The organism is Oryzihumus sp. (genome assembly GCF_036391795.1).
Lineage (GTDB): Bacteria > Actinomycetota > Actinomycetes > Actinomycetales > Dermatophilaceae > Oryzihumus.
Genome location: NZ_DASVZH010000261.1, coordinates 1 through 4,411 on the forward strand (window position 1 = coordinate 1; position 4,411 = coordinate 4,411).

The following is a 4,411-nucleotide window of genomic DNA, read 5'->3' on the forward strand; positions in this document are numbered from 1 at the left end:
CCCGGCGGGGTCGTCGCGATCGAGGGTGACCGGATCGCCTTCTGTGGCAAGGCCTCGGACCTGCCCGCCGACTGGCGGGGCACGCCGACCCCCGATGGCTGGGCGCACGGCGCGACGATCCTGCCCGGCCTGGTCGACATCCACTGCCACGGCGGCGCCGGGGGCGAGGTCGGCCCCGACCCGGCGGCGACGCGCGCCGCCGCAGCACACCACCTGAGCCACGGCACCACCTCACTGGTCGGCAGCCTCGTCTCCGCCGACCCGGCCACGCTGCTGGCCGGCGCGCGCACCGCGGCGTGCCTGGTGGCGACCGGTGAGCTGGCGGGCGTGCACCTGGAGGGGCCGTTCCTGTCGGATGCCCGCCGCGGCGCCCAGCGCGCGGATGCACTCACCGACGTCGACGAGGGGCTGGTCGAGGAGCTCTCCCGTGTCGCCGCCGACGCCGGGGCGCCGCACGCCCTCGCCCAGATGACCTTCGCCCCCGAGCGCGACCCCCGGTCCCGGCTCCCGGCGGCCCTGGCCGCCCACGGGATCCTGCCGGCGATCGGCCACACCGACGCCGACGACGCCCTCGTCGCCGAGACCCTGCGATCGGCGCTGGAGACCACACCCCGCGGCGGCCGCCCGCTGGTCACCCACGTCTTCAACGGCATGCCCCCGCTGCACCACCGGGCCCCCGGGCCGGTGGCCGCCTGCCTGTCCGCGGCGGCCCGCGGCGAGGCCCTCCTGGAGGTCGTCGGGGACGGGGTGCACCTGGCCCCCGGCACCGTGCGGATGCTGTTCGACCTCGTCGGGGGCGAGGGCCTGTGCCTGGTCACGGACGCGATGGCCGCGAGCGGTATGCCGGAGGGCACCTACCAGCTCGGCGGCCAGGCGGTGCGGGTGGAGGGCACCACCGCCCGCCTCGTCGACGGGGGCGCCATCGCCGGCGGGGTCGCCACCCTGCTCGACGTCGTGCGCTGGTGCGTCCAGGTGGCCGGAGTGCCGCTGCTCGAGGCGGTGACCGCGGCCTCGGCGACCCCGGCCGAGGCGCTCGCGCTGGCCGGGCGCGGCCGCCTCGAGGCCGGTGCGCGGGCCGACCTCGTCGTCGTCGACGACCGGCTGGGCGCGCCGCGAGTCATGCGTCAAGGCGTGTGGGCCTGACTCGGGGCGTCCCAGCAGGCGGCAGCGAGGGCTCGAGCCGGGGCAGGCTCAGACGACGTCGGGGTCGGTGCTGCCCGGCCAGCTGCGCAGCAGCCAGCCGTCGGCGTCCACGGCGAGCTCGGCCGGCACGCAGTTGGGCAGGAACCGCTGCGCCGCCAGGTCGTTGCGCGCGTTCATCGCCAGGCGCGGAAGCACCAGCGACATCACCCCGCCGTGGCTGAAGACCAGCACCGTCTCGCCGCGGTGCTGGTCGGCGATGGTCTCCACCGCCTCGCGGTAGCGGGCCACGAGCGTGTGCCCGTCCTCCCCGCCCGGGCAGCCGGCGTCGAGGTCGCCGGCCAGCCAGCGGTCGAACACCGCCTGCGCCTGCGGGTCGTGGTAGCTGACCCCGTCCAGCTCGCCCACCGAGAACTCCTGCAGCCCCGGAAGCGTCTGCGCCGGGACGCCGAGCAGCTCAGCGGCGAGCGCGGCCGACTCCACCGCGCGGGCCATCGTGCTGGACCACACCGCTGCCACCGGCAGCTCGCGCAGGGAGTGCACCAGGTCGCGCACCTGCTGACGGCCGAGCCCGGAGAGCCACCCGCCCTCGTCGGACAGGCACCCCGGGCGCGCGGAGCGGGCGTCGCCGTGCCGGGAGACGAGCAGGGTGGCCGGGCACTGGAGATCGCTCACCCGCCGGACTGTATGCCGTGTGGCTGGGTCACGGCTGGCAGGATCGCCACCATGAGCGTCGTCGACCTGACCGATGAGCAGCTGCGGGCCCGGGGCAGCATCAAGTGGACCTTCGCTGCTGGGGACGTCCTGCCGGCCTGGGTGGCCGAGATGGACTTCGCCCTGGCCGAGCCCATCACCGCGGCACTGCACGACGCGGTGGACCGCGGCGACGTCGGCTACCCGGCGCTGGACGAGGCCACCGGTGTGCCGGAGGCCCTTGCCGCGTTCGCCACCGAGCACTGGGGATGGTCACCCGACCCCGCCTCGGTCGTCCTGACCGGCGACGTGATGGCCGGCGTGCGCCTCGCCCTGGAGACCCTGTGCGAGGACGCCCCGGTGGTCGTCCCGACCCCGGCGTACATGCCCTTCCTCGACGTGGTGCCGCTCTCCGGCCGCGAGATGGTGACCATCCCGCTCGACCCCGACGCCGACCGCGCGGCGCTGGACCTGGACCGGGTCGAGGCGGCGTTCGCGCACGGCGCCCGCACCCTGCTGCTGTCCAACCCGCACAACCCGTGGGGGCGGGCGTTCACCCGGGCCGAGCTCGAGGCCCTGCGGGACATCGTGGTCCGGCACGGCGCCCGGGTCATCAGCGACGAGATCCACGCCCCGCTGGTGCTGCCCGGCCACACCCACGTCCCCTACGCCTCCCTGGGCGGCGCAGCGGAGCACACCACCACCCTGATGTCCGCCAGCAAGGCCTGGAACGTCCCCGGTCTCAAGAGCGCCCAGCTCGTCGCCGGCAGCCGGGCCGACCTGCGCGCCCTGCGCGCCCTGCCTCCGGTGGCCAACCACGGCTCGAGCCCGCTGGGGCACGTCGCCGCGCGGGCGGCATACCGGGAGGGGCTGCCATGGCTGTCCGCGGTGCTGGAGCGGCTGGAGGCCAACCGCGCCCTGCTGGTCGACCTCGTCGCGCAGGAGCTGCCCGGGGTCCGCATGCGGGCGCTGGAGGCGACCTACCTCGCCTGGCTGGACGCGCGCTGCACCGGCCTGGCCAACCCGGCCGGTGTCGCACTGGAGCGCGGGCGGGTGCTGGTCAACGACGGTGCGACGTTCGGCCCGGGCGGGGAGGGGCACGTGCGGGTCAACCTGGCCACCTCGCCCGAGCGCGTGACCGAGGTGGTCCGGCGGCTGGCCAAGGCGTGGGGCAACCCCGCGTGACGCGCACCCAGGTCGACCTCGGCCTGCGGGCCGACTGCGCGAGCTGCTTCGGCCTGTGCTGCGTGGCGCTGCCGTTCCAGGCGTCGTCCGACTTCGCGGTGGACAAGCCGGCGGGCCAGCCGTGCGCCCACCTCCGGGCCGACTTCCGCTGCGGCATCCACGACCGGCTGCGCGAGAGCGGCTACCCCGGGTGCACCGTCTACGACTGCTTCGGCGCGGGCCAGAAGGTCTCGCAGCAGACGTTCGCCGGCCGCGACTGGCGCCGGCACCCCGGCACCGCCCGCGCGATGTTCGCCGTCTTCCCCGTGGTGCGGCAGCTGCACGAGCTGCTGTGGTACCTCGCCGAGGCGCTCGACCTGAGCGAGGCGGCGCCCGTCCACGGCGACCTGCGGCGGACCCTGGCGGAGGTCGACGAGCTCACCCGCGCCGACGCGACACGGCTGCAGGGCCTGGAGGTCGGCCCGGTCCGCGAGCGTGCCAACGCCCTGCTGCTGCGGGCCAGCGAGCTGGCACGCAAGGACCTGCCCGGACGGGCGGACCACCGCGGCGCCGACCTGGTGGGTGCGCGGCTGCGCGGCGCCGACCTGCACGGGGCAAGCCTGCGCGGGGCGCTGCTCGTCGGTGCCGACCTGCGTGGGGCGGACCTGCGCCGGGCCGACCTCATCGGGGCGGACCTGCGGGGCGCCGACCTGTCGGGAGCCGACCTGACCGGCGCACTGTTCCTCACCCAGGCCCAGCTCGACGCGGCCCGTGGGGACACGGAGACCGTGCTTCCTCCAGGACTGGGGCTCCCCACCCACTGGTGACGTCCACGGATACCCGACGCGCCGCTTGCGTCCACGGGACTGTCGTGGGCCAGCCCGGTATCCCGAGTGGCCGGCTCACCGCGTCCCTCACCTGCACTGGCATGCTGTGGACGATCTCGGCAGCATGTCGGTGGTCGAATGTATGTTCGAACCATGCATCAGGGGGATCGCCGTCAGGGGGCCGCGGCCAGCGGGTCCGGTGGCGTGCCCGCGGGGGTCTCAGGTGGTGCGGTGCCGGGGGGGTGCGGCGGTGTCGTTCGCGGACCGGTTGGCCGTGGTGGACGCCGCGCGGGAGTCCTTGGCCGGGATCGAGCAGGTGCTGCACCAGTGCCAGGGCGCGGACCTGGGTCCGGCGATGGGCTTGTTGGATGCGTTGGCCTGCCGGGTGGAGGCGGCCAAGGTGGCCGTGCTTGGGGAGGCTCTGGAGCGGGGCGAGGTGGCCTCCTCGTGTGCGACGGCGGCGGGGTGGGTGCTGGAGTGGGCGCCGTCCTACCGGTCCGGGGGCGCGGGCGACCTGGTCAAGGTGGCCCAGGCGTGCCTGGGCCGCCCGGTCGGGGCCGGGACGGGGCAGGTGTTGGACCACGGGG

Annotated in this window: 4 protein-coding genes and 1 pseudogene; 4 read left to right on the forward strand and 1 reads right to left on the reverse strand. The window is 75.8% G+C overall.

What is annotated here, in order from left to right:
- Window positions 1-1,143 (forward strand): N-acetylglucosamine-6-phosphate deacetylase (locus VF825_RS16040; RefSeq protein WP_331115133.1); only part of this gene is annotated, 1,143 nt, incomplete at its 5' end.
- 48 nt (window positions 1,144-1,191) lie between these two features.
- Here the strand turns inward: VF825_RS16040 and VF825_RS16045 are convergent.
- The gene (locus VF825_RS16045; protein WP_331115135.1) at window positions 1,192-1,815 is read right to left on the reverse strand and encodes a histidine phosphatase family protein; all 624 of its coding nucleotides are present in this window, start codon (window positions 1,813-1,815) and stop codon (window positions 1,192-1,194) included.
- Between the two features lie 51 nt (window positions 1,816-1,866).
- On the opposite strand from VF825_RS16045, the gene VF825_RS16050 reads away from it, so the two are divergent.
- The 3 genes and pseudogenes from VF825_RS16050 to VF825_RS16060 all read left to right on the forward strand — a co-directional run.
- Window positions 1,867-3,018: a MalY/PatB family protein gene (locus VF825_RS16050; RefSeq protein ID WP_331115137.1), complete on the forward strand. Its 1,152-nt coding sequence runs from the start codon at window positions 1,867-1,869 to the stop codon at window positions 3,016-3,018.
- A complete protein-coding gene (locus tag VF825_RS16055) occupies window positions 3,015-3,824 on the forward strand; it encodes a pentapeptide repeat-containing protein (RefSeq protein ID WP_331115139.1) in 810 nt (269 codons plus the stop codon). Before VF825_RS16050 ends, VF825_RS16055 begins: the two co-directional genes overlap by 4 nt.
- 250 nt (window positions 3,825-4,074) lie before the next feature.
- Window positions 4,075-4,411 (forward strand): annotated as a pseudogene (locus tag VF825_RS16060) (hypothetical protein); the annotation flags it as partial.